This window comes from Shewanella sp. SR44-4 (genome assembly GCF_014163715.1).
Lineage (GTDB): Bacteria > Pseudomonadota > Gammaproteobacteria > Enterobacterales > Shewanellaceae > Shewanella.
This window is the reverse complement of sequence record NZ_JACJDU010000002.1, coordinates 168510-195259: the sequence shown is the minus strand read 5'-3', so window position 1 is coordinate 195259 and position 26750 is coordinate 168510. Positions and strand designations below refer to the sequence as shown.

Here is a 26750-nt window from a genome sequence, read left to right as displayed (position 1 = left end):
GTGTGTAGATATTTGCAGTTTGAGCAAAACAGATTTGCTTGGTTGACGGTTTATTTCTGTTGTTAGTTGGCGCACAGTGTTGGTTCAGATACCGTTTTTAGGAAGACAATATGACCACTATTCCATTGTTAGGCACAGGTACCTTCAGACTTAAAGATCAACTGGCATTTGATTCAGTGTTAATGGCGCTAAAGCAGGGTTCTCGCCACATTGATACCGCTCAGATTTACGCCAATGAGAAACAAGTTGGTGATGCAATTAAAGCATCGGGTATCGCAAGAGCTGATATTTTTCTCACCACTAAGGTGTGGACGGATCGTTTTGCCCACGACAAACTTATTTAAAGCGTGCATGACAGCTTGGCTTTATTGCAAACCGATTATGTGGATTTGTTACTGATACATTGGCCGTTACGCGATGATTCAGTACCTATGCGAGAGTATTTACTGGCATTAAAAGAGGTGCAAGATGCTGGTTTAGCGAAACACATTGGCGTGTCTAATTTCACTATGGCCCAGGTTACACAAGCGATTGAGATTTTAGGTACCGACGCAATATTCACTAATCAGGTTGAAGTACATCCATATTTGCAAAATAACCGACTGGTCGAATTTTGTCAGCAGCACAATATTATGGTGACTGGTTATATGCCATTTGCCTATGGTGCGGTATTAACCGACGACACTATTGTCGCGATTGCGAAGAAACACCAAATGACACCCGCCCAAGCGGTATTAGTGTGGATGCGCCAAAAAGGTTATGTCACTATTCCATCGTCAACTAAGCTGGTAAATGTTCAAGCTAATATTGCCTCATTAGCGTTATCGCTCCCGTCTGTAGACATGGCCGCAATTGATAAGTTAGACCGAAATCATCGTGTGGCGGCGCCTGACTTTAGCCCCGATTGGGATCAATAATTTATCAGCGAATGTGCCAATAGCTTAAGTGCCCACGCAGTTTGCACTCACCATTAGATTATTTATATATCAAGTATCCACGCCGACATGAGTGTTCATATTGGCGTTTTTTATTTTCAGGGTTATTGGCCACTTGACATAGGTGTAAGACATAGGTTTACAGTCGTTGCATATACTCAATAGATTTATTTATGTAGATCTTATTATTTAATACAGTCGTTACCCCAAGGAGTGATTATGCAAGTCAGTGAACTCGCAACGTTATTGGGTGTTACCACAGACACAATTCGTTTTTACACCCGAATCGGCCTGCTCGCACCAACAAAATCGCCTAGCAATGGTTATAAATACTATCGTGACAAAGAAGTGTCGCGGATGCGATTTATTATGAGTGCCAGAAACTTAGGTTTTTCGGTGGATGAAATTAAAGTGATTTTTTCCAAAACTGATCACGGTGAAAGCGCTTGTACCATGGTGAAGCAGCTTATTAGCCAAAAGTTGGCCGAAACTGAAATACTGTTTAATGAAACGTTAAAGCTACGTAATAAGCTGACTCAAGCCGTAAGTGAGTGGGAAAATCTGCCAGCATTGGCGCCTACAGGTGCCATGATTTGTCACTTGATTGAGGGATTTGATCCAAACCATGAAACCCCTTGTCAGGTTAGTGATAAGGAGTCTTTGTGATGAATACCCAAACAACAACACAATTATTGATAGAGGGTGCAGGTTGTGCCAGCTGTGTTGGCAAAATTGAGAAAGCCCTTAAAACAGTCGCGCAAGTAGAGCAAGCTGAAATGAACTTTGCTGATCGCAGTGTGATGGTCACCGGAGAGGTTGAAGTCGCTAGTTTGCTTGAGGCCGTTGAAAAAGCCGGTTATCACGCTATTTTGATTAACGATCAAGGTGGTGCAGATGCTATTGATGAGAAAGAACAGGCAGATGCAATATATTATAAAAGCCTAATAAAACACACTATTGTCGCATTGGCAGTGGGTATCCCACTGATGATTTATGGTTTGTTTATTGGTGACATGACCGTTACTAACCCAATACAACAGCTGGTTTGGGGAGCAATTGGTATACTGACCTTAGGGATAATGTTCTTCTCCGGCAAGCATTTTTATACTGGCGCATGGAAATCATTTACTCATCATAGTGCCAATATGGACACCTTAATTGCGCTCGGAACAGGCACTGCGTGGGTTTACTCTATGGTGGTGGTATTTGCACCAGATTTATTGCCAGAAATGGCGCGCCATGTCTATTTTGAAGCAACCGCGATGATCATTGGTTTAATCAATCTTGGACTCGCGTTAGAGGTCAAGGCGCGCGGTAAAACCTCGGCAGCGATTAAGCGCTTAATTGGTTTACAAGCTAAAACGGCTAGAGTGATCCGCAATGGTAAAGCGGTCGATATCGATATTGCCTTGGTGCAATTAAACGATAAAGTCAGTGTTCGACCAGGTGAAAAAATTCCCGTAGATGGTGTGGTCGTTGAGGGGAGTAGTTTTATTGATGAATCGATGTTGACGGGTGAACCTATTCCGGTTGAAAAAAGTGTTAATGATGATGTGGTCGCAGGTACATTAAACAAACTGGGATCACTTACTTTTACCGCCACACGAGTCGGTAAAGATACCGCTTTGGCGCACATTATTACTATGGTTAAACGGGCGCAGAACTCCAAACCGCCAATTGGTCGAATGGCAGATGTTATTTCGAGCTATTTTGTTCCTGCAATGATGATTATTGCCATTATCAGCGCCATGGTATGGCTTAATTTTGGGCCTGAACCCTCTGTGGGATACGCCATAGTGTCGGCGATGACAATTTTAATCATCGCTTGTCCGTGTGCGTTAGGGTTAGCAACACCCATGTCGGTGATGGTGGGTGTAGGTAAAGCCGCTGAATCTGGCGTGCTTATTCGTAATGGTGAAGCTCTGCAAACGGCATCGACTATTACCACCATGATTTTAGATAAAACCGGCACGATTACCGAAGGCGCGCCAAAAATCACCGATATCATCGTGGTCAATGGTCGCGAACAAGAACAAGTATTGCAACTGGCGGCAAGTATTGAGCAACATTCCGAGCATCCACTTGCACAGGCCGTTGTTCAAGCCGCAGCGGATAAGGGATTAACCTTATTCAATGTTGAAAATTTTACTGCTATTGCAGGATTTGGTGTCCAAGCTCAGTATCAATCGACTCAGTTATTATTTGGTAATGAAAAATTAATGCGCGAAAAAGGCATAGTCTTAAGCGATTATCAACAGCAAGCACAAGCGTTGGCAGCAGACGCCAAAACGCCAATGTATTTTGCTATCGACGGTGAACTCGCAGCAGTGATTGCCGTGGCTGACCCGATTAAAGCAGACTCTGTTGCCGCCATCGCAAGGCTTAAAAGCAGTGGCATTAAGGTCATTATGCTTACCGGAGATAACCACGCGACAGCCGCAGCTGTGGCTGCCAAAGTGGGTGTCGATGACTTTTTTGCCGACGTATTACCGCAAGATAAAGCCAATAAAGTGGCCGAATTACAAGCATTAGGTGAGGTGGTTGGCATGACTGGTGATGGCATTAATGATGCACCTGCGTTGGCGCTAGCCAATGTCGGCTTTGCTATTGGCACCGGAACCGACGTCGCGATTGAAAGTGCCGACATAACGCTAATGCGAGGATCGCTACACGGTTTGGCAGATGCCATCGCGGTGAGTAAGGCGACTTTAGGCAATATTAGACAAAACCTAGTCGGCGCGTTTATTTACAATATGGCGGGTATACCGCTTGCTGCTGGGGTGTTATTTCCGGTGTTTGGCGTATTACTTAACCCTGTGGTTGCTGGTGCTGCGATGGCATTTTCATCATTAACAGTGGTGAGCAACGCCAATCGTTTGCGCTTTTTTAGCCCTCAACAACACTAGGAGTGAATGATGCTATTAATTAATTTATTTTGTGTGGCATTAATTGCCATTATCGTTTGGTGGTTTTGGTTGTATAAACCCAAAGCGACCACTCATCAAGCAAGTAACGCTATTGTGGTTAAAGACGGGGTTTACTCCCCAGCAAGGATAACTGTGCCGGCCAATACCGCGACGCAATTAACCTTTTTACGCCAAGACAAAGCAGGGTGTTCGGCCAGTTTGTTATTTCCAGACTTAGACATTAGCGAAGAGCTACCACTGGATAAATCTGTGGTAATTTCGCTGCCAGCATTAGCCAAAGGTGAGTATCCGTTTCATTGCCAAATGCAGATGTATAAAGGGGTATTACTGGTTGAGTAAACCTAGATAGTAGCCATGCTAAGCAGGTATCACTCTCACCTTGATGCTTGTCGCTGGGCACATAAACTTTCAAAAAAGCCACACAATTACGTAAGTTAACATCTGTTTATTCAAGATGCTTACTTGCGTAATTGGTGATATTCTGAGGATTCATTTACAACTGATTTTTCGATGACATCATGATACGACGTTTAATGGATTACTTTCGCTTAGTGTTGTTTATTTGTGGTGTCTTGATTGGTATTCAAGTCCCTGCTTTTGTCGAACAATACGGCCAACGACTCGAAGCTCATCAGCTTGAAGCTAAACTCAGTTTGGCAGAATTTCAACGTGATGCAGACCGTTTTTTTGCTGGAGACATCAGTAAACTTATCCTTCACTATCAACAAAATAACGATCCGGTGTTTAGTGCCGGTGGTGAAAGTATTGAGTCAATATACAAACGTTATACATCACTCACCGAAGCGTTGAGTCGTTTTCATCAACACAGTTATAGTCCTTATCAGCAAATAGCATTAGCCCCACAAAAAGACATTCAAGCTGAGGTCTGGCAGGCTTATAGCCATGTGATTTTATTGAAACCAGAGGCGATTGCCATTGGGTTGCTGCTAGGGTTATTGATCTCGATATTGTGTGAATCAGTATTATCTATTTTGTATTTGGGTTGTCGTAGGGTATTTTCCCCAAGGTAACCTTTCTGTTTAACAAGGGTTAATAGCCTCTAATAATCAAGGAAATATTATGATCGCTACAGGACAATCTTTACCAAAAGCTACCTTAAGCCAACTGACAAAAGACGGCATGGTTAATCACGATGTTACTGAGCTTTTCGCCGGTAAAAAAGTGGTATTGTTTGCTGTACCAGGTGCATTTACACCAACCTGTTCAGAAGCTCATTTGCCAGGTTTTGTTGTACTTGCAGACGAGTTTAAAGCTAAAGGTGTTGACCTTATTGCTTGTGTTGCAGTTAATGATGCATTCGTAATGAAAGCATGGGGCGAAGCCCAAAATGCTTCTGAATTAATGATGCTAGCCGACGGTGATGCAAGCTTCGCAAAAGCGTTAGGCTTAGAAATGGATACCGCCGGTTTTGGTGGCGTTCGTTCACAGCGTTATGCGATGGTGATCGACAATGGCGTGGTGACTTTACTGAATGTTGAGGAAGGTAAGTCATTTGAAGTCAGCACTGCTGAAGCAGTAATGGCTGCACTGTAATCTATATTATGTCTCAGTAATAGAGACTTAACAGTACAGTAAAATGGGCGCCAATATGGCGCCCATTTTTATGATTAAAACAGCGATACCGCAAATTTGTCAGTATTGATTATCCGCGGATGCCTAAGTGTTGTTCAATATTATCGACACTGTTACTGACCTCAAGCGCAATCGTTTCACTTTGTTCAAACGCATCTTTAGCATGCAGCATTAGGCTATCCATCGCGATGACAAATTCATCAAGATGCCCCACCTGTTGCTTAGCATGTTCACTCCCTTGGCTCGCACTGCTCGCCATCTCTTGAGCTTGCTGTTGTACTTGCAACGCAACATCTAACAAACTCTGGGCTCGACCTTTCTGCTGTGCAGATGCTTCGCTGATGTCGTTTACGCTGTGGCTAAGTGCTGTGTTAGAGCGGGTTAGTTGCTCGAAAATAGCCATTATGTCTTTTAATGATTGTTGAGTCCGTTGCGATAAACTGCGCACTTCATCGGCTACCACCGCAAAACCACGACCTTGCTCACCTGCACGAGCGGCTTCAATGGCGGCATTTAAGGCCAATAAGTTGGTTTGGTCGGCGATATTACTAATAACATCTACAATTTTAGCCGCGTGGTTAACTGATGTACTGAGTTGGGTTAGTGAGTGGTTACATTGATTGACCTTGGTTAACGTATGATCGGTCGCATCTAACACCGCTTGGGCTTCTTTTTGGCTTGCTTGCATATCATGCATGGTTTGTTCTGCACTGGCAGTTACTAAACTAGACGACCGGTTTACTTCATTTGCAAGAGTAATTAAATCAGCGGTTTGTGATTGCGTTTGTTGTACCACATGTTGCGTTTGTTGCGTGCTAGTTGATAAGAAACCAATTTTGGCGACTAGCTCACTCAATGAGTTAGACACCTGTGCCATATTACTTTTTTGTTGTTCGTCATCTTGTTCAAATCGCTGTAAAAGGCGATTAAAGTGTGCCGCAATTTGGCCTGTTTCACATTGGCTGGTCACGGGTAATGGTTCACGTTGATTCGATTCGCTTAACATTGAAAAAGCATGATTTAAACGTTTAAGTGGGCTAACGACTCGACGTTGTTGTAATACTAAATAACCAATAGAAAACAATGCTATCAATGTCACCATGGTGTATAGCAGCCACTGTAAACGGATTTTAAGTTGTTCATCGGTTACGGCTTGCGTATCGGCTAGTGTCACCAGTTGTTGTTCCACTTGGCTGGTGGCGTTTATTAGCGCTGCTTGTACCTGTTGATTATCGCTGAGCATTTGCTTGGTATTACTCACTTCTTTGCTATAGCGTTGGGTCAAACTGAGTAATTCTGCCCGTGGGGTTTCACCGGTTTCAATACGTTCCGGTTCGTCATCACCTAAGGCGAATTCATCCACTTCTTCGGTGCGATAAATACCCAGCAAAGATAGCTTCTCCAAATCGTCATGCCATGTGTTGAGGGCATTAATTGAAAAATTAAGACTATTACTGACTCCGGTATCTTGATCAATCAATAAGGCCTGAGTCTGCTGTGATAATTGATAAACTAAGCTGGGTAACTTAAGGCTAAGCGCAAGATATTGCTGCGCGGTATTTGAGTCATTTGGAGCTGATTTGGCATAGCGATGTAAACTACCGCTGTAATCGAGCATTTCTGATTCAGCAAAAGCCAGTAGTTGGCGTGGGTTACCGGCCAGTTTTCCTGCTGCACGGTATTTAGTGTCTAAGTCGCCAATTAATTGAGTCATTAAGGTGGTCAGTGAAGCACTATCAAGCTGTGGGTGAGCAGAATGTAACTGGGTAATATTGACGGTTATGCGGGTTATATCACTACGGGCTTGTTCGAGATAATTGCTTTGCCCTGTTTGTAAGTAGCTATCAATATTCCGGCGAACATCATATTGAAAGGTATGTTGAATATGTTGTAAATCGAGGTTTAATTTTTCACTCGTTTGTCGTTGTTGGTTACTCCATAACACAGTGGCAGCGAGTAATGCCGCAAGCACTAATAATAAGGCGGATGCACTAAGGGATAGGGTTGATATCTTCATAGGTAAATGAGTTCACATAAATGCCAATATGTGTATTTTATGGCACTAATGTTACAGTCTTTCGTGACTTCACTTTATCTATGAGTTGAGTCATGTGGGTGGTGAAATATGGCCGTTGTTAGTTGTAGAGGTTTTTGTCGATTAACGGCAGCCACACTTGCGCTTTTAAGCCACCTTGAGGGCGATTAGACAGTTTAACTTTGCCGTGATGACGGTCGATAATGCGTTTAATAATCGCCAGTCCTAGGCCTGAACCAACACTGCCACGTGCGGTATCGCCTTGAGTAAAGGGTTGAAAGAGCTGTTCAACTTGGTCTTCATTAATACCAGGGCCATTGTCTTCTACACTAAAGCACAAGTATTGACCTTGATTATATGAGCTGATTTTTATCCACCCGTTACCATAGCGGAATGCGTTTTCGACTAAGTTACTTAATACGCGTTTTATCGCCACACTATTGATGGCTATTTCGGGACAGTCAGCCAGAGATAACTCAATGGTGCCTTCGCGGTGTGACTCTTGTTGGCTGATTTCTTGGATCAAACGATTAATTTGGTCGGGTTCACGTATGCCTTCTTGGTCGTTACGAATATAAGCAATAAATTGATTAATAATCGCATCCATGTCTTCAATATCAGTGACAATGCCTTCTTTCAAATATTGGTCGTCTTCTACCATCATTTCTGACGCTAAGCGTATGCGAGTCAATGGCGTGCGTAGATCATGTGAAATCCCTGCCATTAGCAAGGCGCGGTCTTGCTCAAGCTGCTTCATGCTATTGGCCATTTGGTTAAAGGCATGAGTAACTTCAACAATTTCGGTTGAACCAATCAATGGTAACGTCGGAGGGAAATCGCCTTTAGACACGGTTACTGCCGCTTTTTGTAAGCGTTTAAGCGGACGATTTTGTCTGCGGGCAAACAGCCAGCCACCGGCGACACTGAGCCCGCCAATCACCAGTAAATATAATGTTAGTGGAGACAGGTCTGATTCATTAATACCTGTGAGCGGCACTTTAATCCATAAAGAAGGGGCTTGTGGCGGTTTAATCCACACATCGAGCTTTTCACCTTGCGAAAAACGCACTTCAGCTTCGCCGCCAAGATAAACCGACATTTGTTCTGACAAGAAACTGTAATAAGTGGCTTGGCCGAGTCCGGCTTCTTGCGCTTGTTTTTGGTTATAAACGGTCATGCCATCGTCACGCACTTTGGCGTTTAAGGCATCCACCATGGTGAGATGTTCACGACCAACATCAACCCCATCAACAAATAGTATATTGATTTGGCGGGCAATCAGTTGGTTAATTTGCTCATAACTGGGCTTGATAAAGTAAACGGCGACAGACCAATATGACACTAATTGATTGATCAACAGTAAGCTGCCAATCAACAATACGGTTTGACTAAAAGCGCTTCTGGGCAAGAAGCGTTGCCACCATTTTAACTTGAGTTTCATGGATTACTTACGCGTGGTGCCGTCGGGTACAAATACATAACCTAAACCCCAAACCGTTTGAATATAACGTGGGTTAGCGGCATCTTTTTCAATTAAACGGCGTAGACGTGACACCTGAACATCGATTGAACGCTCAAGGGCAGAGTAGTCACGGCCACGGGCCAGGTTCATTAATTTGTCACGTGATAGTGGCTCTCGAGGATGGTTTACCAGCACTTTAAGTACGGCAAATTCACCACTGGTCAGGGCAATACTTTCATCGCCATGAAACATTTCACGAGTGGCTAAATTTAGCGAAAACTCGCCAAACTCAATCATTTCTTCTTGCTGAGCTGGTGCGCCTGGTACTTCAACAATTTGACGACGCATAACCGCTTTAATACGTGCTAATAACTCACGTGGATTAAACGGTTTAGGTAAATAGTCATCAGCGCCAAGTTCTAGGCCAATAATACGATCAACTTCATCGCCTTTAGCGGTTAGCATCACAATCGGGATAGGGTTCTCTTGCTGACGTAAACGGCGACAAATCGACAAACCATCTTCACCGGGTAGCATCAGATCGAGCACCAGTAGATGAAAGTTTTCGCGCTCTAGTAATCTATCCATTTGTTCAGCATTGGCAGCGCTGCGAACTTGGAAGCCTTGCTCAATTAAGTAACGTTCTAATAACGAACGTAATCTCATGTCGTCATCGACAACGAGAATCTTAGAGGTTTCTTGGCCCATGACATATCCTTTTTAACGCTAAATTGATACCAGCAATGACTCAGTATGAAGTGTAATCGCTTGAATTTGAATAGCTGATTGTGGCAGAAATTGTAACTAAATAGCTGTAAATGTTTGTTTATCGCTTAAATAGCAACAAATGGTCAGTTAAATTACCAGTATCTACGCTAAACGATAATGCCAATTGCTGTTTGCTAGGCTGATAAACCATGCTGGGACTAGTACTGGGTAAGTTAGATGTGTGTTGGAGATGGCTATTAAAAACGGGCTCAAAGGTTAGCTGATTTTGGTGTAATTCAAACCGTCCCCATTGTAAGTGAGTGACGTGCTCATTGGCTTGTGGGTCTTGGTGTAGGTTAATGTTCACCATGGCGTAATAGCCATTGTCGAGCAGTACCAAGCTACTCAGCGCTGGGGTAGACAATTGATGCCATACACCATAGACCGATTGGTTTGGGGTGAAGCCATACTGATGTTGCTCATCCGCAATGCTATCGGCATTGGTATCTATGGTTAAGGCGAGTTGTAACGACTGTGATGTCAGCGTCATGTTTAATTGCGGATACTCGAATTGATATGCGGCTAATCCTTGTTGGGCATTATTGCTGTAGCTAGGGATAAAGTTAGCAGTTGTTGATTGCAGATCCAAGCGTCCCCATTCTGCAACGCTATTTTGTGGCGCGCTTAAGTTAAGTTCTAGGTGTAAGTAGCTGCGATTATGATTTAACTGCAACAAGGTAATACGTTCAGGTGTGTTGATTACCCAATCACCAAATACGTTGTTTTTTGCTTCTTGGATCGTCGGTTTCTCGCTAGCTTGCAGTGGGTTTGCCAACAGTAAACAGCCGGTCAGCAGGAAGGGAATGAGGCTTATTGAGCTAAGCGACGGGATGTCGGGTTTGTTGCCTGTTAACACGGTAAACATAAGATCCCTTTATGTTTGATGATGCGGTTAAAAACGAAAAATAGAATTGCATGCGGTAATTTTAATCAGTCTTAAACCTTAGTCTTTAATGCGGATTTATCAAATAAAAAAGCCCGCAGCATAATGCCACGGGCTTGAAGCCTTGATTGAGTTTAGCCTTTTATTGAACTTAGCCTTTTACTGAGCTTAGTCACTTATGGCACCAATGTAAGTAAAGGCGCTTAGGTTACTACTTGAAAGTCCAATGCCATGGTCACGCTTAATGCGGTAATGGTAATAATGGAAAATCCAAATACTTGTCTAGCCCAAGACTGCAAATTGATGCCGCGACGATAACCTTTTAACGCCATCGCTAGCCACCATAAACTGGTGGCAAAGGTCACGGCCATAAAGGCAATACCTGTGTAACCCGCCAGCGGTAATAGTGCGCTAACCAATGCAAAAACAGCAATGTACAACACGATATGCAACTTAGCTTTAGCCATGCCTTGGGCAACCGGTAATACCGGAATATTAGCAGCGGCGTAGTCGTCAAAGCGAAAAATCGCAATCGCATAAGAGTGGGGCATTTGCCATAGGCTAAACATCAGCAGCAAAATAATTGCGCCCATGTCCATTTGCCCGGTGACCGCACAATAGCCAACGACCGGTGGCACGGCACCCGAAAAACTGCCTACTAGGGTGCCGTAAACCGAGTTGCGTTTCATGTACAGGCTGTACACCCCGACATAAACCACATAGCCAATGGCGGCAAATAACACCGCTAAGCTATTAGTGAATATCGCCAGCATGGTAAAGCCTACAACACCCAAACCAATACCAAAGCTCAATACCGCTTGTACTGATATTTCACCGGTAACGGTAACTCGGTTTCGAGTACGCTTCATCTTGGCGTCGATGTCGCGATCAATGCAGTTATTGATTGCGCAACCCGACGCTACCACCAAAGATAAACCTATCATGGTGGCAAACATCAAGGTCATATCAACATTGCCTTGAGCCGCGAGTAAAAAGCCGCCTGCGACAGAAATTAAATTGCCCATGATGATGCCTGGTTTGGTTACCTGAACATATCCTCGTAAGCGTGAGGTTAATTGTGCTGACATAGATTGACCTTGATTATTCATGATAGCTGTCGGTTACATCATCAATTCATTGGCTGCGTAGATAATCCACACAGACAAACCCACAACCATGACAATAATCAAGGCCGTGAATAAGAACGAGAATGTATTGATTCTGCCTTCTTTAGAAAAATCTAAATGGAGGAAGTATTTCAAGTGCACCACGATTTGCACGATAGCCGCAGCGACGACAATCCATAAGGTGGTGTCATGATCAAAGCTGTGAGTCATTACCGACCAAAATGGAATACCGGTTAAGATCACTGATAATACAAAGCCGGCTAAATATGACTTAACGCTAGCGCCAAAGTCGCCCTCGGCATGACTTGAATGTGCATTGCTCATCACAAGACTCCTAACAAATAAACAACGGTAAACACACACACCCACACGATGTCTAAGAAATGCCAAAACAAACTTAAGCAACTCAAGCGGGTGATGCTGCGATTATTTAAACCGCACTTGACGACTTCGACCATCATGATCAGCATCCAAATTAAGCCCGCGGTAACATGCAAGCCATGCATGCCGACTAAGGCGAAAAATGCTGATAAAAAGGCGCTGCGATCTGGACCATTGCCATGTTCAATAAGGTGATGGAACTCGTAAACTTCCATGGCGATAAACACACAACCCAAAGCGAAGGTGATTAATAACCACCCTAAAGTCGCCGCTTTCTTTTGGTGTCTCGCACAAATCATGGCAAAGCCATAAGTAATACTACTGACAAGTAATGCGGCGGTTTCGATAAGGACGAAGTCTAATTCGAAAATATCTTTACCCGACACTCCACCATCGGTGTTCATGAATAACACGGCATAAGTGGCAAAAACGGATGCGAACAAAATACAGTCGGTCATTAGATAAATCCAAAAACCGAACAAGGTGTTACCACTGGTATCGTGGTGTTCTTCGTGGTGTTGATCACCGTGCTCAGCAGAATGAGCGTCGTGTAAATCTGCTTTAATAGCAATACTCATTATCGGCCCCTAGCTACGTTATCTATATGTGCATTTTCAATACGCGCGACTTCATCAGGTTGCACGTAGTAGTCAACATCATTGTTATAAGCACGCATCAAGAACAGTACAAACGTACCCGCAAACCCAACAATAGCTAACCACCAAATATGCCAAATTGCAGCAAATCCCATCGCCGTAATACACGCCGCCATAGCAATACCGCTGGCAGTATTTTTAGGCATATGAATAGGCTGGTATGTTTCACGACGTCTGTAGGCAGTGCCTTTTTCTTTCATGTCGGTGAACGCATCAATGTCTGTTACTGGATCTAACTGGGCAAAGTTATAGAACTGTGGTGGTGAAGATGTTGACCACTCAAGCGTGTGGCCGTTCCATGGATCGCCTGTGGTATCTAAGTTTTGCTCACGGTCACGGAAGCTGACATACAATTGTACAAACTGTAAAATAATGCCCACAAGGATGATAAATGCGCCGACTACAGCAAAGTAAAGCCAGAAGTTCCACGCTGGGTTATCTGTGTGGTTAATACGACGTGTCATGCCCATAAAACCAAGCACGTACAACGGCATAAAGGCCACATAGAAGCCAATTTGCCAGCACCAAAATGATGCCTTACCTAAGCGTTCATTGAGTGTGAAACCCATCGCTTTAGGGAACCAGTAAGCAAACCCCGCCATGTAGCCAAATACCGCACCACCAATAATGGTGTTATGGAAATGGGCGATTAAAAACAAGCTGTTATGCAGTACATAGTCTGCGCCAGGTAATGCTAACAATACCCCGGTCATGCCGCCGATGGTGAAGGTCACCATAAAGCCTAAAGACCACAAAACTGGCACGGTAAAACGTAAACGGCCGCGATAAATGGTAAATAACCAGTTAAACAGTTTTACCCCCGTCGGCACCGCAATCACCATGGTCATTACGCCGAAGAAGGCGTTAACGTTGGCGCTTGAACCCATGGTAAAGAAATGGTGTAACCACACAATAAAACCAAGCACCGAAATTGCACCGGTTGCCCACACCATTGAGGTATAACCAAATAAGCGCTTAGAGGTAAAGGTTGAAAACACTTCAGAGAAAATACCGAAAGCTGGTAATACCAAAATGTATACTTCAGGATGACCCCAAGCCCAAAACAGGTTGATGTACATCATGGCGTTACCGCCACCATCATTGGTAAAGAAGTGGAAATCTAAATAACGGTCTAAGGTCAACATGCCTAAAACAGCGGTTAAAATGGGGAACGATGCAACGATTAACACGTTAGCCCAAGTACAGGCCCAAGTGAAAATAGGCATTTGCATTAGCTTCATGCCAGGTGCACGCATTTTTAACACGGTGGCGATAAAGTTCACCCCAGTTAAGGTTGTCCCGATACCGGATATCTGCAAGGCCCAGATATAATAATCAACCCCCACCCCCGGACTGTATGCCAGCTCAGACAATGGCGGATAAGCTACCCAACCTGTTTTAGCAAACTCACCTAATCCAAGCGAAATATTGATTAATATTGCCCCAGATGTGGTTAGCCAAAAACTTAAGTTGTTTAAGAATGGGAATGCGACATCGCGAGCACCAATTTGCAATGGTACGACCAAGTTCATAAGACCAATCATAAATGGCATTGCCATAAAGATAATCATTATCACGCCGTGGGCTGTGAAGATTTGGTCGTAATGTTCTGGTGGTAAATAGCCCGCAGCGCCGTTAGTGGCAAGTGCTTGCTGAGTTCGCATCATAATCGCGTCAGAAAAACCACGGACCAGCATTACCATCGCTAATACGATATACATAATACCGAGTTTTTTGTGGTCAACCGAGGTTAACCAGTCGTGCCAAAGCACGCCCCATTTTTGATGTTTAGTAATTAAGGCCGCAATGATGAACCCAATAATGGCGACAGCCGCTAGGGTCACCATAATAATCGGTTCATGATACGGAATAGACTCGAGTGTTAATTTTCCAAGAAATGACATGATTACTCCGCCTCCCCAGAAGCAGTCGAAGAATGCTCTGTGGTTGAGTGTGTAGAGGATGAAAGTCCAGAATGTTGTTCAGCGTCCATGTCTTTCATATGCTGCATATCTTTCATATGTTCGGTATGTTCCATACCAGACATTGATTTCATGTTGCCCATGTCATGCATACCTTCCATGCCTTCCATACTGTCCATTGGTTTCATATTCGAGTCAGGGTGCATGTATTGCATAACAATGTGGTTAAACATGCCTTTTTGCACTGACCCATAATATTGAACAGGATTATTTTCGCTCTTTTGAGCTAGTTGCTCATATTGCTCAACATCCAAGGTATTCCCTTGTTGTTTTATCTTGGCAACCCACGCATCAAAATCGCCGGCTGTTGCAGTCGCAATGGCATTAAACTTCATGCCCGCAAAACCAGCGCCACTGTAGTTAGCTGAAATACCTTTAAAAGTACCAGGCTCGTTTGCGATAAGGTGTAACTTGGTCGCCATGCCAGCCATTGAGTAGATTTGACTGCCTAACTGCGGAATGAAAAATGAATTCATTGCCGTGTCTGAAGTGATTTTGAAGTTAACCGGCACGTTCGCAGGGAAGGCCAATTCGTTAACCGAAGCAATACCATATTCTGGATAAATAAATAACCATTTCCAATCCAGTGACACCACTTCAACTTTTACCGGTTTAGCATCATGAACAAGCGGTTTATAGGGGTCTAAGTCATGGGTCGAATTCCAAGTGATAACACCAAGAATGATCACGATAACAATTGGTACAACCCACACCACAATTTCAATGGCGGTTGAGTGCGCCCATTTAGGTGCATAAATTTCTTCATCGCGGCCATCACGGTATTTCCAGGCAAAATACAAGGTCATGAAAATCACCGGAATAACCACAATCAGCATCAGTAATGTCGCCACAATAATGAGATGCTTCTCATCTATACCGATTTGACCCTTGGGATCCAGCACGCCGCCTTCACAGCCTGCGAGCATAAATGCTAATGCAGCTAGCGCTGGTTTACTTAAATTTCGAATTAACAAAGGAAGATTCCTCTCACCTTAAAAGCTTACTACGCTACCAATTGGGGGATCGGCAGTTGCAGAATAATCATCGAATGCAAATAACTGCACCAAAGGACTCGCTCAAATCAATTAACAGTGATTTTGGCGTACGTCTTAAGGCAATATAGATTTTGCGAATGATGTATTTAAATTAAAATATTTAAGCTTGTAGAGGAGGAGCGCGGCAACCGTGTGCCGTGTATTCAAGGGATTTAGGGGCAACAACAGATAAGGCACTTAGCGCGTAGCTAAGAGCAAGAAGATTACAAAATGTAGAATTGAGATTGAATAAACGCCAAAATTGCTCGATCACCAATGGGTTTAATATTAGTAGGCCCAGAAAGCTAGCGCCCATAACTTCAGCTAGTAAAGTGTCAACAACGGCAATAAATTCACTGATATCGACGACATGCCCCATCGACATAGATAATGAATCAGCTAAGGGTTGCAGCAACAGTAACCCGAAACACAACGTTAAATGTGCTTTACTCAATTTAGACAGCCTTGCGATGCGATTAAGCGGCTTAGCTAGGTATTGGCAAAGAGTTAGATTCAAGAAACGATTCCAAACGAGCTCAAAGGAGTGGGTAGTTGAATCAATAGATCCAGCTGACGATTTTCATTGGCAGGAGAATAACAAGAAGGCGCTATTGATTGAAAGTAAATCAGAGTAGTAAAACAGCGGAATTATTAAATAAACTTGAATTCGAACAATATCTATACTGTTTATTTACATGTTTAACTGTTTTGTTACTTGTCGATAGCTCAAAAATCACAAATCTGTGATCCATACACCTAATATAGATGGGTGGATGTCATCAGATACAAGCGCCTTAATTCAACAATCCTAACATCCATAGATACGCCCTTGAGGGGGTGTGAGGATCATATTTTTTTCGATCTAAAATATTTTCTGGCTTCTGTATTGTTACCAATCGATATCGCAATAAATACTTGGGGGACAGCAGATTATCTATTAAGGTTATTAGCGGCTGTCACTGCTAGTTCAGCAACGTCAAATAGACAAGCAATAATCGTCTTATGACTCGAGTATAAAGATCTTCTATCCATTGATGTTCCGTTGCGGATAATGCTGCTAAGTGACTAATGATGCAGCTTTAGTACAACAAGTCTCCATCGATAAATAACTCTATAATCCATTTAAAAAGCTGCATTTCATTCACTATAAACGGCGGGTTTTTAAATCATTTAAACAATGAAATATCTAGATCTTTCTCAATAACTGACTGAACTGCTACACTCATTTTGATTATGTTAAGGTAAGATTAATTTTTATGCAGCGTCCACCACTACGTCAAGCCAAAACCATCGATAACGTTTTTAATAGTGCTTATTGGCATCTTGGCCAGCAAGACTTTACCATTAACGAAATTCGCACCAAGCTTGAGCGTAAAACCGACAATCAACAATGGATTGATACCGTACTCGCCAGACTCATCGAGGGCGGTTATTTAAAAAGTGACTTTGACTTTGCGGTACGTTACTGCGAGTTAGCCTTTAGTAATGAAATCGGTATTGGTGCCATAAGACGTAAGTTACAGCTGCGCGGCGTAAGTGCTACAGAGATTGATACCGCGATAGAACAAGTGATGCACGAGCAAACAGTGGACCTTTTTGAGTTAGCCACATCGCGATTGCTGAGTCGGTTTGAAAACTTCTATGGTACCAACATAGAAAAAGTCTATTCCCAGATGACCACAAAAGGTTTCTCTCGGGCTGAAATTGATCACGCATTAGCACAACATCCACAACGTGAAACCCTGCGCAGTAAATTAGCCCTCAAAGCCGACAAAGCCGATTTAACCACTGAAATAATCAAACTGTTTAATAAAGGCAAAGGTAAAACCCTTATCTTGCAGGAATTAAAGCAGCGACTGATTGATGTAAGCGACTTTGAAGAAACCTTGTACCAACTAACGCTAACAGAAGACGTCGATTTTTATCAAAGCTGCAAAAATGAACTGGCTAAGAAACGCTATAACTTAGCGGACTATAAAGAAAAGTCGAAAGCGTATGCCTATTTATCCCGTAAAGGATTTGGCAGTGATGAAATAAAAGAGGCAATGACGCTAGATGACGAGTAATAACGTTTACCGCCGATATCACTGAGACAACGGATATCGGCAGACTTCTTACGGCTCACTGCTCACGATTTTTCATTCACCATTGCACTTTTACCGACTTGAGTGATGGCTAACAGCTAACATCTAACATCTAACATCTAACATCTAACATCTCAAATTTATGTTATTCACCCAACTATTGTCAGTTTGGTGGCTGCTATTCATTAGGTTTTGCCAGATGCAACGGGTCGAGTATCGCTTGGAGTTTATCTTCGTCTAAATCGGTTTCTTCAAGCGCAATGGCTAATACTGATTTATGTTCTTTATCTGCTCGTTTAGCAATTTTTGCGGCCATATCGTACCCCACTACTGAATTAAGTGCGGTAGCTAGAATGGGGTTTTTCTCTAATGCCTGGGTCAAATGTTCTGCATTGGGCTTAAATTCGGCAAACACTTTATCGGTCATTGCTTGGCAGGCATGGGTTAATAAATCAATACTGGACAGTAGTTTGTCGGCAATCAGTGGCAGCATCACATTCAACTGAAAATTACCCGATTGTGCCGCGATGGTGATGGTTGCTTCATTGCCGATGACTTCAGCGGCAATCATGGCTACGGCTTCTGGGATAACGGGGTTAACCTTACCGGGCATTATCGATGAGCCCGGTTGCAGCGCCGTTAAGCTAATTTCTTGTAGTCCTGCAACAGGGCCAGAGTTCATCCAGCGTAAATCATTGGCGATTTTCAATAACGTAACCGCTAACCCTTTGAGCGCCGAAGCCATGGCTAAGGTGTGATCTTGGCTACTCATATACAACGCAGGGATTGGCGCCGCCTGCCAAGGGATCTGATCTTGCTGTTGTAAATCATCACATGCAAGTTTGGCAAAATTGGGGTCACAATTAACGCCAGTGCCCACCGCAGTGCCGCCCAATGGCAAATGATGCAGGCTCAGCGCTACTTGCTGTACCCTAGCTTGAGCACCGTTTAGCTGTTGTTGCCAGCATTGCAGTTCTTGGCCAAGTGTAATCGGCATGGCGTCCATTAAATGGGTGCGACCAGTTTTGACTGTATTTGAATACTCATCGGCCAAAAACGTTAATCTGTCACTTAAGCCCTGAATGGCCGGATATAATAAGCCCTTTAATTGCCTAACCGTACTAATATGAATACAGGCGGGCACCACATCGTTACTGCTTTGACCCATATTAATATGATCATTAGGGTGAACTTTTGCCTGTAAAATGTCGCTAGCGAGGCTGGCAATCACCTCATTAACATTCATATTAGAACTGGTGCCAGAGCCTGTTTGGAACAAATCAATTGGAAAGTGCTGCGAAAAATCAAGCTTCTTACTGGCGATAATCGCTTGTTGAATTGCTTTGGCCATAGCGTTATCTAACAAGCCGAGTTGGCTATTAGCCTGTGCTGCAGCTGATTTTATGTCGAGTAGGGCGAGTATTGCTAGCGACGGAAAGCGTCGCTCAGAAAACTGAAAGTTATCTCGTGCACGTTGAGTTTGCGCCTGGTAATAAACATCATCTGGCACCTGAACTTTCCCCATGCTGTCATATTCTATACGTATCTTACTCATAAGGTTTTCGACTCGATTTTTGATTGGGATATGTTAGTGTGTTCACTAAGCTTAGCAGGAAGTGCCAGTAAACGTTTATAGGGAGATCAGTAATGAACGATTCTATGCAATTATTGAAACAGATTGAAAGTAATGACAAAACTTTCCGGTATTACAGCTTTGATCGACTAGCAGAACACTACGATTTATCCCGCTTACCCTTTGCGGCAAAAATATTATTAGAAAATCTACTGCGTTATGAAAATTCGGAATTTGTCCAGCCGAAGGATATTGAAATCTTGGCCCGCTGGGATCTGGATAACTGGTCTGAAACCGAAATTGCCTTTGTCCCTTCTCGAGTCATTCTACAAGATTTTACCGGTGTACCTTCAGTCGTCGATTTGGCCGCTATGCGTGATGCAATCGTGACATTGGGCGGCAATGCCGACGCCATTAATCCACTGAACCCGGTGGAGCTGGTTATTGACCACTCAGTGATGGTCGATGTATTTGCCGAAACAGGGGCGTTGCAAAAAAATACTGCCATTGAAATTCAACGAAACCGCGAACGATATCAGTTTTTGCGTTGGGGTCAGCAAGCCTTCGACAACTTTAAAGTGGTACCGCCCGGGCGCGGTATCGTGCACCAAATCAATCTGGAATATCTGGCGAGAGTGGTCTTTGTCAAAGAAGATGAAGATAACCTATTGTATCCAGACACCTTAGTCGGAACCGATTCTCATACCACCATGATCAACGGTTTGGGGGTATTAGGTTGGGGCGTCGGCGGCATTGAGGCTGAGGCCGCGATGTTAGGCCAACCCGTGACGATGTTGTTACCCGAAATTGTCGGATTTGAATTTATCGGTAAATTGCCTCCAGGGGTTACCGCTACCGATCTGGTGTTAACCGTGACCGAACAACTGCGCTCATTTGGCGTGGTAGGTAAGTTTGTTGAATTTTTTGGTGCCGGTGTCGATCAATTAACCTTGGCCGATAGGGCGACCATTGCCAATATGGCGCCAGAATACGGTGCTACTTGTGGCATTTTCCCGATTGACCAACAAACACTAGATTACCTAAAGCTTACTGGTCGTGATCCAGAGCATATCGCGCTGATCAAGGCGTATCTTAAACAGATGGGTATGTGGGCCAGTGCATCCGACAACAAAGCCTGTTATCACGCCAGCTTACAACTGGATTTAGGCAGTATTGTGCCTTCTATCGCTGGCCCCAAAAGGCCACAGGACAGAATTGCACTTGAGCAAGCTGGAGTCAGTTTCCGTCAGTGGTTGGATAGTCAGATCCCTGTTAGCCACATCGACGCCGAAGGTAAAGACGAGCTGGCAAGCGAGGGTGGCCCATCGGTGCAAGTCCCCGTTGCCGATGGTAGTACTGGTGTTGCTTGCCGTTATCGAGATAAAGACTTTGTGCTGGAAGCCGGCGCGGTGGTGATAGCGGCGATAACCAGTTGTACTAATACCTCTAATCCATCGGTGTTAATCGCCGCGGGATTATTGGCCCGAAATGCGCGTAAAAAAGGCTTACAGGTTAAACCCTGGGTAAAAACCAGCTTTGCACCAGGCTCACAGGTGGTGACAGATTATTTAATAAAATCGGGTCTTAATGTCGATTTAGATGCCTTAGGTTTTCAGTTGGTTGGCTACGGTTGTACCACTTGTATTGGTAATTCCGGCCCTTTACCTCAACCCGTTAGTGAAGCGATACAACAGGGCAGATTAAAGGTGTGTTCGGTGTTATCGGGCAACCGTAACTTTGATGGCCGCATCCATCCAGAAGTTCAAGCCAATTATTTAGCATCGCCGCCATTAGTGGTGGCATATGCATTGGCCGGTAATATGAAAGCCGATATGGTCACAGAAGCACTTGGCGAAGATGTTGATGGTAATGCGGTTTATTTAAAAGATATCTGGCCTGACAATCAGGAAATCCAACAGGTCATGGCCAGCGCGGTACAAAGTGAGATGTTTGTTTCCCGCTATGCCGATGTATACAGCGGCGACGCAGACTGGCAAGGGCTTGAGGTGGTGCAGAGCCAAAAATATAACTGGCCCGATTCCACCTATGTTAAACAGCCGCCATTTTTTGACGGGATCAGTGCCGAAATACCGAAAATTATGGCTATCGACAATGCCCGTTGTTTACTTAAGTTAGGTGATTCGGTCACTACCGACCATATTTCACCTGCGGGATCTATTGCACCAGACAGCCCTGCCGGAGACTATTTACAGCAAGCTGGAGTCGCCATTAAGGACTTTAACTCTTACGGTTCACGCCGTGGCAACCATGAAGTAATGATGCGTGGCACCTTTGCCAATGTAAGGCTAAGAAATCTGCTGGCACCGGGAACCGAAGGCTGTTGGACACGTTCAATGCCTAACGGTGAGTCGATGACAGTATTTGATGCCGCTATGCAGTATCAGCAACAAGGTACGCCTTGTATTGTGCTGGCAGGTAAAGAATATGGCACCGGTAGCTCGCGGGACTGGGCGGCCAAAGGGCCTGCATTGTTGGGGGTAAAAGCGGTTATCGCGCAAAGTTATGAGCGTATTCACCGTTCTAATTTGGTTGGAATGGGTATCTTGCCACTGCAGTTTATGCCTGATGACAGTGCAGAATCGCTAAACCTCACAGGTGAAGAGCAATTTAGTATTCCTGCGGTAAGCGCCGAGCAGAAAACCGTGAATGTATCAGTGACCGACAAAGTGGGTAAGCAACATTCGTTTGAAGCTAAAATCCGCATTGATACCCCTAATGAGTTTAGTTATTACCGACATGGCGGCATCTTGCATTATGTATTACGTAATTTAGCGAGGTAATTTAGCTAGATCGTTTAGCTCAGTCAGCGAGGTGTTAGCGAAGTAATTAACTGCTTTAGATAACGTGTAAATACCCTGTAAATAGACCCATGTTTAACAACATGGGTCTATTTTTTTACTGTTTGATCATTGTATCTATTTGCATCCCGAATCAACCAATATGCTGGAAAACATAATACTTTCAGTCCTGTTTAAGCGTAAATCGAAGCATGATGCATTACGTTTTGTGTCGGTTGCTACTGATCATAAGGGCATATAGTTACTTAGCCGGTTTAAATATCATTAAAGTCGCAATAACAATTAAATTGCCTATGTACCATAGATCTTTAATTACAAACTGACCTAAACGCTCTAATAAAGTATTTGAACTAAATGCATTTGGTGCAGATAGTAAAAATGTTTGGGTCATTAAAAACACGCTTAAACACGCTAGGCTACTTACAATAATTAGCTTCTTATTATTTAAAAACAGTCCAAAACCTAATAACACAGCGAATAAAACATCAAACCCACCTATTACGTTTGAAGCGCCTCGCACACTAAGTAAAGCATACAACCATGACATAAATGGCGAGGTTTCAACAAGGCCTACAATAGCTTTTGCTTCAAATTCATAAAACTTCATGCCGCCAATCCATAGTAAAACCATAGCAACAGGAATAAAGTTTAAAAGTACGTGCTGTTTGTCGCTAAGTTTACTTTTACAGAATAAAAACAAGTAAATAGGCAATATAGAAAAGTACTTAATAATACCTTGCCCACTACCTATTATCGGAAAACCGCCTAATTGCTCCATCCAGCGGTTACTAGCAAATAATGTTAGCAATGGCACTATGCTAATTATTATTGCTAACACGAGTGCCGCTGTAGGCTTTATTAATTTTAAATGCGCAGCTAAGGTTGTTGCGACCAGTGCGAGCATAGTTGAGCCCGTTAACAAGCCTAATGTGTTTACACCTATTAACGTATCAAGCCCATAGAAACTAAAAGTAGCGGTTAATGCGTTAGGATTTGCACCTAAAGCAAACGAAACCCCAAGCAGTAAAAAGCTCAGTAAGAGCAAAAAAGTAAGTGCATTGTTTATGTGTTTTAAGTTCATTGTATTTCCATGTATTCGTTAAGACCTACAAAGACCTTACAAGCCGATAAAACATTTCACCCAACCTAGCAAAACACTCATTATTTAAAGCGCAGTAGGGGCGTTAGCTGCATTAACTGAATATTGTGAACATCTCGAACGAAAAAGACGACAAGGTCATCAAACTGCCAGCGCTGGTTGTGCGCTTAACGACTAATATTTAAAGCTAACTACTTTATTTTTAATTGATTGATATCAAATTTTTCTGCTGAGTTGGAATTACTATATTGGCCTGTCATAAAAAGCCTATCGTAATGTTGATTGAAAGAGGTTAAGTTAATGAGCATTAAAAATGGCTGGCAATATTAAGTCTTTTAGCCTATTGATGGGTTGATCAATCCATCAATATAAGCAAAATCCGTTATTTTACATGCAGCATTTAAAAGAATGAGTTTATTATTTTTCAGTAGCCCTCGCGTTAGTGAGAGATTGCACGGCGTTGAGTCCCAAAGGGTATGGGTGAGGGATCTACAGCAGACTTTTGACTCCCTAGTAAGATTACCGTTAATTCACAATGGCTAAAAATATTATGGAACATAAACGATACTTTCTCATTCTGTCAGTCATCTTTGGTATTGAATTCCTAGTTATTTCTATATCGCCTTATGATCGAGCCGATTGGGCGCTTGAAAATGTACTCGTTGTCTTATCTGCCATGTTCATTTTTTTTACGTATAAGAAATGCCCATTATCGCGACTCTCTTATAGTTTGATATTTGCCTTTATGAGCTTGCATGAAATAGGTTCATATTATACTTATTCCAATGTTCCCTATGATGCATTTTTAACGTCGTATTTTAACTTTAGCCTTAATGAATATATGGGCTGGACCAGGAACAATTTTGATAGATTGATTCATTTGGCATACGGTCTTTTATTGGCATATCCTGTTAGAGATTTGTATTGTCGGATTGCTGGTTTGAAAGGCTTTTGGAGCTATTTAACGCCTTTAAATCTTATTATGGCAACATCGATGCTATATGAATTGATTGAGTGGGGCGCCGCAGAGGCATTTGGTGGCGAGCTAGGAATGGCGTATTTAGGTACACAGGGAGATGTTTGGGATGCACATAAAGATATGGCCCTGGCAAGTCTTGGCGGTTTTATAGCGATGGCGATAACTCTTTTTATCCATTCACGTATTCAGAAAGACTTTCGAGAACAATGGACATTAAGTTTAACAGTAAAAAATAAAGAATATTAAGCAGGAAATTAAAGCCCTAGTGTGCAACTTGCCTAGCAATAGACATGCTCACCTAAGATGGGTACTGATTAGAGTCCAGCCTATGTTCACATGGTTGTTAATCACAGAGCTAAAAACTGCAGGCTATGTTGTTACTCTCAATATGAGCCCACAATTTTTAAACCATATACCCAAGACAGATCAAAATACACAATCCTGCATTTCGGGACCATTTGGTTATTATTAACGGTAAACCATACCGCCATCGATCAGCGGCGCCTGACCTGTCATGTAATCAGAGTCTGGACCCGCTAAATATGAAACAAAGTTGGCGACATCTACAGGTGTTTGCGCACGACCAAGGGCAATGCCTTTCACGTATTTATTATAGGTTTCACCTATTGGGGCCCCAGTAATTTCAGAAAAGCGTTTATCAATCTCGACCCACATATCGGTTCCGACCACACCAGGGCAATAAGCATTGACTGTAATACCTGCGCTAGCATATTCCTGTGCTGCAGCCTGAGTTAACGCACGCACTGCAAATTTAGTCGCCGAATATGCGCCCAGTAAAGCAAACCCGTTATGGCCCGCAATGGAAGAGGCACTGATAATTTTGCCTTTTTGCTTGCGCTCGATGAATTTTTTTGCCGCGGCTTGAATACCCCAAAGGGTTCCGTCTACGTTGATCTTTTGGATTTTATCCATTTCTTCTTGAGTAATATCTGCTATGGCTTGAACTTGCGCAATACCTGCGTTATTCACCATAATATCGAATCCACCTAAGGCTTTTTCTACATGGTCTATAGCGGCATAAACTTGTTTCCGGTCGCTAATGTCAGCTTTAAAAGTAGTTGATTTTCGACCTAGGGCTTCGACCTCAAGAGATACAGCGAGCATTTTTTCTTCGTTTAGATCAACGATGGCAACATCTGCTCCATCTTTTGCTAAACGAAGTGCAATGGCACGTCCTATGCCCTGAGCTGCGCCAGTGACTAGCGCGACTTTTCCTTGTAATGACATATCTGACTCCTTTTTGATAATAGATAAGGAAGACCTTTTTATAGCCTTCCAGATAACGATTGAATGATCAGTTTACAAGGACGTAGAGCAATAAAATTAGATGTAGATCAATTCGAGTCAGCATAATGGTTGAAAATTAAACATGTTTAATCTCTAAGAATGACCTTTCAATATTAGTGAGGAGCATTTAGATATCATGCTTTTAGTTTAAAAATACTACACTAATCAATGGTCAACATCATCAGGATGTGTAACCGCCTCCTTCGGTCAATACCTTTAATATCTAATTAGCATGCTAGATAAAATTGAATCACCCTTCGAACATCAATGCTGTTTATCTACTCCGCTCTCATTAGGTTGTTGAAATTTTATCCTGTATGGCCAGTCTTAATCTGTTAAATGACAATGTTGTCATATAGGTTGCGAGTGCGATGCGTCAGGTGAGATACTTTTAAGTGTTTCCCAAGGATAAAACTCAATGAACGTATTGCTTGTCGAAGATGAACAAAAAATTGCAGATTTTATCTGTGAAGGTTTGCGTGCCAAAAATTTCGATGTCACTCATTGTGCCGATGGTAATCAAGGTTATCAGGCGGCAAGCAACAATACTTATGATGTGATTATTCTCGACATTATGCTTCCGGGCAGAGATGGCTTGGATATTCTTCGTTCGCTGCGCCAACAAGGTGTCGATACACCCATTATTCTGCTTACGGCACGTAATGAATTGGGTGACCGCGTTCAAGGGTTAGACATGGGCGCAGATGATTACTTAGCTAAACCATTTTATGTTGAAGAGTTGCATGCTCGCATTCAAGCCTTATTACGTCGACATGGCGGCACACAACAGCATGTTGTCGAGGTAGGCGCATTGCAACTTGATTGTATTAATCGCAGCCTTAATTGTCAGGGACAATCGGTCGAACTTACTAGTCGAGAATTTAGCCTGCTTGAACATTTAATGCGTTCACCCAACCAAGTGTTAACCCGGGGGCAGTTGTTGGAGCATGTTTGGGGATACGACTTTGATCCTTGTACCAATGTTGTCGATGTGTGCATTAAACGTATCCGCAGTAAGATGGCTTCTTTAGAGAAGGCCGGAAAAATGGTCGGCGCCATTGAGTCTGTCCGCGGCACAGGTTATCGCTTAAGCATTCGATAAGGT

The 26750-nt window shown here is 43.2% G+C and carries 22 protein-coding genes and 2 pseudogenes; 11 read left to right on the top strand and 13 right to left on the bottom strand.

Annotated features, from left to right (window positions below; translation table 11 throughout):
• The first annotated feature begins 110 nt into the window (after positions 1-110).
• From dkgB to H5125_RS02120, 6 genes and pseudogenes are all read left to right on the top strand, one after another.
• Positions 111-917 (top strand): annotated as a pseudogene (gene dkgB, locus H5125_RS02145) (2,5-didehydrogluconate reductase DkgB).
• Positions 918-1154: 237 nt separating this feature from the next.
• Positions 1155-1601, top strand: a complete 447-nt coding sequence (locus H5125_RS02140) for a MerR family transcriptional regulator (protein WP_101084838.1) — start codon at positions 1155-1157, stop codon at positions 1599-1601.
• On the top strand, positions 1601-3841 hold the full coding sequence (locus H5125_RS02135) for a heavy metal translocating P-type ATPase (protein ID WP_101084839.1): 2241 nt from the start codon (positions 1601-1603) through the stop codon (positions 3839-3841). The genes H5125_RS02140 and H5125_RS02135 overlap by 1 nt, the downstream gene beginning before the upstream one ends.
• A gap of 9 nt (positions 3842-3850) precedes the next feature.
• Positions 3851-4201: a cupredoxin domain-containing protein gene (locus H5125_RS02130; RefSeq protein WP_162024249.1), complete on the top strand. Its 351-nt coding sequence runs from the start codon at positions 3851-3853 to the stop codon at positions 4199-4201.
• Between the two features lie 194 nt (positions 4202-4395).
• Entirely contained in the window at positions 4396-4893 is a 498-nt protein-coding gene (locus H5125_RS02125; RefSeq protein ID WP_259395374.1) for a DUF2937 family protein, read from the top strand.
• 49 nt (positions 4894-4942) lie between these two features.
• Positions 4943-5416: a peroxiredoxin gene (locus H5125_RS02120; RefSeq protein WP_101084842.1), complete on the top strand. Its 474-nt coding sequence runs from the start codon at positions 4943-4945 to the stop codon at positions 5414-5416.
• A 109-nt stretch (positions 5417-5525) separates the two neighbouring features.
• Here the strand turns inward: H5125_RS02120 and H5125_RS02115 are convergent, their stop codons facing one another.
• The 10 genes from H5125_RS02115 to H5125_RS02070 all read right to left on the bottom strand — a co-directional run bounded on the left by H5125_RS02115 (position 5526) and on the right by H5125_RS02070 (position 16300).
• Entirely contained in the window at positions 5526-7472 is a 1947-nt protein-coding gene (locus tag H5125_RS02115) for a methyl-accepting chemotaxis protein (RefSeq protein WP_182743402.1), read from the bottom strand.
• Between the two features lie 118 nt (positions 7473-7590).
• Entirely contained in the window at positions 7591-8931 is a 1341-nt protein-coding gene (envZ, locus tag H5125_RS02110) for a two-component system sensor histidine kinase EnvZ (protein WP_101084844.1), read from the bottom strand.
• A gap of 3 nt (positions 8932-8934) precedes the next feature.
• Positions 8935-9660: a two-component system response regulator OmpR gene (gene ompR / locus H5125_RS02105; RefSeq protein ID WP_101084845.1), complete on the bottom strand. Its 726-nt coding sequence runs from the start codon at positions 9658-9660 to the stop codon at positions 8935-8937.
• Between the two features lie 118 nt (positions 9661-9778).
• Positions 9779-10585, bottom strand: coding sequence for a hypothetical protein (locus tag H5125_RS02100; protein ID WP_182743400.1), 807 nt, complete (start codon positions 10583-10585; stop codon positions 9779-9781).
• A 221-nt stretch (positions 10586-10806) separates the two neighbouring features.
• Positions 10807-11712 carry a heme o synthase gene (cyoE, locus tag H5125_RS02095; protein ID WP_101084847.1) on the bottom strand — a complete coding sequence of 302 codons (906 nt, stop codon included), beginning with the start codon at positions 11710-11712 and terminating at the stop codon, positions 10807-10809.
• A gap of 12 nt (positions 11713-11724) precedes the next feature.
• The gene (cyoD, locus tag H5125_RS02090; RefSeq protein WP_182743398.1) at positions 11725-12054 is read right to left on the bottom strand and encodes a cytochrome o ubiquinol oxidase subunit IV; all 330 of its coding nucleotides are present in this window, start codon (positions 12052-12054) and stop codon (positions 11725-11727) included.
• Complete coding sequence (gene cyoC / locus H5125_RS02085; RefSeq protein WP_101084849.1) at positions 12054-12689, bottom strand: cytochrome o ubiquinol oxidase subunit III; 636 nt, start codon at positions 12687-12689, stop codon at positions 12054-12056. The genes cyoD and cyoC overlap by 1 nt, the downstream gene beginning before the upstream one ends.
• Positions 12689-14671 carry a cytochrome o ubiquinol oxidase subunit I gene (gene cyoB / locus H5125_RS02080; RefSeq protein ID WP_101084850.1) on the bottom strand — a complete coding sequence of 661 codons (1983 nt, stop codon included), beginning with the start codon at positions 14669-14671 and terminating at the stop codon, positions 12689-12691. The genes cyoC and cyoB overlap by 1 nt, the downstream gene beginning before the upstream one ends.
• Positions 14672-14673: 2 nt before the next feature.
• Complete coding sequence (gene cyoA / locus H5125_RS02075; RefSeq protein WP_101084851.1) at positions 14674-15723, bottom strand: ubiquinol oxidase subunit II; 1050 nt, start codon at positions 15721-15723, stop codon at positions 14674-14676.
• A 181-nt stretch (positions 15724-15904) separates the two neighbouring features.
• The gene (locus H5125_RS02070; RefSeq protein ID WP_101084852.1) at positions 15905-16300 is read right to left on the bottom strand and encodes a hypothetical protein; all 396 of its coding nucleotides are present in this window, start codon (positions 16298-16300) and stop codon (positions 15905-15907) included.
• Positions 16301-17039: 739 nt separating this feature from the next.
• Here H5125_RS02070 and H5125_RS02065 point away from each other — a divergent pair.
• A complete protein-coding gene (locus H5125_RS02065; RefSeq protein WP_101084853.1) occupies positions 17040-17849 on the top strand; it encodes a RecX family transcriptional regulator in 810 nt (269 codons plus the stop codon).
• Positions 17850-18045: 196 nt separating this feature from the next.
• Here H5125_RS02065 and H5125_RS02060 read toward each other — a convergent pair whose 3' ends face one another.
• Positions 18046-19422: a lyase family protein gene (locus tag H5125_RS02060; protein ID WP_101084854.1), complete on the bottom strand. Its 1377-nt coding sequence runs from the start codon at positions 19420-19422 to the stop codon at positions 18046-18048.
• 92 nt (positions 19423-19514) lie between these two features.
• On the opposite strand from H5125_RS02060, the gene acnA reads away from it, so the two are divergent.
• Positions 19515-22241 carry an aconitate hydratase AcnA gene (gene acnA, locus H5125_RS02055; RefSeq protein WP_182743396.1) on the top strand — a complete coding sequence of 909 codons (2727 nt, stop codon included), beginning with the start codon at positions 19515-19517 and terminating at the stop codon, positions 22239-22241.
• A 259-nt stretch (positions 22242-22500) separates the two neighbouring features.
• Here the strand turns inward: acnA and H5125_RS02050 are convergent, their stop codons facing one another.
• Entirely contained in the window at positions 22501-23340 is an 840-nt protein-coding gene (locus H5125_RS02050) for a DUF417 family protein (RefSeq protein WP_182743394.1), read from the bottom strand.
• 94 nt (positions 23341-23434) lie between these two features.
• On the opposite strand from H5125_RS02050, the pseudogene H5125_RS22430 reads away from it, so the two are divergent.
• A pseudogene (locus H5125_RS22430) lies at positions 23435-23529 on the top strand (transposase); the annotation flags it as partial.
• 379 nt (positions 23530-23908) lie between these two features.
• Entirely contained in the window at positions 23909-24583 is a 675-nt protein-coding gene (locus H5125_RS02045) for a DUF2238 domain-containing protein (RefSeq protein WP_254439849.1), read from the top strand.
• Between the two features lie 222 nt (positions 24584-24805).
• Here H5125_RS02045 and H5125_RS02040 read toward each other — a convergent pair whose 3' ends face one another.
• On the bottom strand, positions 24806-25585 hold the full coding sequence (locus H5125_RS02040; protein ID WP_101084858.1) for an acetoin reductase: 780 nt from the start codon (positions 25583-25585) through the stop codon (positions 24806-24808).
• A 478-nt stretch (positions 25586-26063) separates the two neighbouring features.
• Between H5125_RS02040 and H5125_RS02035 the strand changes: the two genes are divergently transcribed.
• Positions 26064-26747 (top strand): response regulator transcription factor, encoded by a 684-nt coding sequence (locus H5125_RS02035; RefSeq protein ID WP_162022055.1) that lies wholly within the window; start codon positions 26064-26066, stop codon positions 26745-26747.
• Positions 26748-26750 lie beyond the last annotated feature (3 nt).

Bases quoted from the DNA above. Each gene is read 5' to 3' on its own strand.
- H5125_RS02035 (WP_162022055.1), top strand. From the start codon at position 26,064: ATGAACGTATTGCTTGTCGAAGATGAACAAAAAATTGCAGATTTTATC.
- H5125_RS02135 (WP_101084839.1), top strand. From the start codon at position 1,601: ATGAATACCCAAACAACAACACAATTATTGATAGAGGGTGCAGGTTGT.
- H5125_RS02100 (WP_182743400.1), bottom strand. From the start codon at position 10,585: ATGTTTACCGTGTTAACAGGCAACAAACCCGACATCCCGTCGCTTAGC.
- cyoC (WP_101084849.1), bottom strand. From the start codon at position 12,689: ATGAGTATTGCTATTAAAGCAGATTTACACGACGCTCATTCTGCTGAG.
- ompR (WP_101084845.1), bottom strand. From the start codon at position 9,660: ATGGGCCAAGAAACCTCTAAGATTCTCGTTGTCGATGACGACATGAGA.
- cyoE (WP_101084847.1), bottom strand. From the start codon at position 11,712: ATGAATAATCAAGGTCAATCTATGTCAGCACAATTAACCTCACGCTTA.
- H5125_RS02050 (WP_182743394.1), bottom strand. From the start codon at position 23,340: ATGAACTTAAAACACATAAACAATGCACTTACTTTTTTGCTCTTACTG.
- H5125_RS02040 (WP_101084858.1), bottom strand. From the start codon at position 25,585: ATGTCATTACAAGGAAAAGTCGCGCTAGTCACTGGCGCAGCTCAGGGC.
- H5125_RS02115 (WP_182743402.1), bottom strand. From the start codon at position 7,472: ATGAAGATATCAACCCTATCCCTTAGTGCATCCGCCTTATTATTAGTG.
- acnA (WP_182743396.1), top strand. From the start codon at position 19,515: ATGAACGATTCTATGCAATTATTGAAACAGATTGAAAGTAATGACAAA.
- H5125_RS02140 (WP_101084838.1), top strand. From the start codon at position 1,155: ATGCAAGTCAGTGAACTCGCAACGTTATTGGGTGTTACCACAGACACA.
- H5125_RS02130 (WP_162024249.1), top strand. From the start codon at position 3,851: ATGCTATTAATTAATTTATTTTGTGTGGCATTAATTGCCATTATCGTT.
- H5125_RS02060 (WP_101084854.1), bottom strand. From the start codon at position 19,422: ATGAGTAAGATACGTATAGAATATGACAGCATGGGGAAAGTTCAGGTG.
- H5125_RS02065 (WP_101084853.1), top strand. From the start codon at position 17,040: ATGCAGCGTCCACCACTACGTCAAGCCAAAACCATCGATAACGTTTTT.
- H5125_RS02120 (WP_101084842.1), top strand. From the start codon at position 4,943: ATGATCGCTACAGGACAATCTTTACCAAAAGCTACCTTAAGCCAACTG.
- envZ (WP_101084844.1), bottom strand. From the start codon at position 8,931: ATGAAACTCAAGTTAAAATGGTGGCAACGCTTCTTGCCCAGAAGCGCT.
- cyoD (WP_182743398.1), bottom strand. From the start codon at position 12,054: ATGAGCAATGCACATTCAAGTCATGCCGAGGGCGACTTTGGCGCTAGC.
- cyoB (WP_101084850.1), bottom strand. From the start codon at position 14,671: ATGTCATTTCTTGGAAAATTAACACTCGAGTCTATTCCGTATCATGAA.
- H5125_RS02125 (WP_259395374.1), top strand. From the start codon at position 4,396: ATGGATTACTTTCGCTTAGTGTTGTTTATTTGTGGTGTCTTGATTGGT.
- H5125_RS02045 (WP_254439849.1), top strand. From the start codon at position 23,909: ATGGAACATAAACGATACTTTCTCATTCTGTCAGTCATCTTTGGTATT.